The 871-nt window shown below is 56.6% G+C and carries 1 protein-coding gene; it reads right to left on the bottom strand.

Annotated elements, in window-relative coordinates; genetic code table 11:
* Positions 1 to 417: 417 nt before the first annotated feature.
* Positions 418 to 871 (bottom strand): DUF1214 domain-containing protein (locus IVB27_RS34805; RefSeq protein WP_247447242.1); only part of this gene is annotated, 454 nt, incomplete at its 5' end.

The following is an 871-nucleotide window of genomic DNA, read 5'->3' as shown; positions in this document are numbered from 1 at the left end:
TCCTGAGGGCGACGGGCAAGAAGCCTGGCAACCGTCTGTTCACCGGCCGTAGAGGCCTCGGGAGCAGCCTGCCCGCTCGGCAATATGTGCGGCTATTATGGAGCTGGCTGGCCGGTATAGGATTGGATCCTCACCTGTCCGAAACGCATTCGCTTCGTCGAACAAAAGCGACCCTTATCTAGCGGCGCACGGACAACCTGCGAGCCGTGCAGCTGCTTCTGGGGCACACCAAAATCGAGAGCACCGTCCGATACCTAGGAATTGAAGTCGACGATGCGCTTGCAATAGCAGAGCAAGTCGACGTCTGAACTAACTGGGCAGAGCGGACATGCTCTGCCCTTTCTTGCAGCCGACTTCGGGCCAGAAGCGGATGAATGGGGCTGCACTTGATCGAACTCAATCGCATGCAGATAGTGGCTACATCGGTTCAATCTCTCCGGGGCGCCAGGTCCTGTTGAACCAAGGTTCGAGCGGACCGTAGAGGCGCAAGAGGGTGTTCCAGCCCTTCCCCGGGATCGTCTGCACCCAGTTTGATTCCTTCTCCGAGGGAGCCTTTGGTCCGAAATAAACGTCCACTGAACCATCCGCATTGACCAGCAATCCCTTGGTGAGACTACCGACAGCCGGAGATTGTTGATCGGTTTGGAGCATTGAGCGTGTCTGGTTATCGTAGAGTGTGAACGACCAGAAATCCTTGGCCGGAATGTTGGGCGGCATGTGCAGCCTGTACGTTTTGCTGCCGTCCAGGGGGTTACCCTTTGCATCCACAAATGCACCGGCGTACTGCGAACCCTCACCAACCATCTTCATCGTCATCGCTGGCGTCACGCCGGTGGCATAGAAGAAGAACATGTTTTTTGCGTCGAGATTG

The sequence above is a fragment of the Bradyrhizobium sp. 197 genome, from assembly GCF_023073375.1.
Taxonomy (GTDB): domain Bacteria; phylum Pseudomonadota; class Alphaproteobacteria; order Rhizobiales; family Xanthobacteraceae; genus Bradyrhizobium.
Note: the sequence above shows the minus strand (reverse complement) of the source record. Positions and strands in the feature narration are given on the sequence as shown.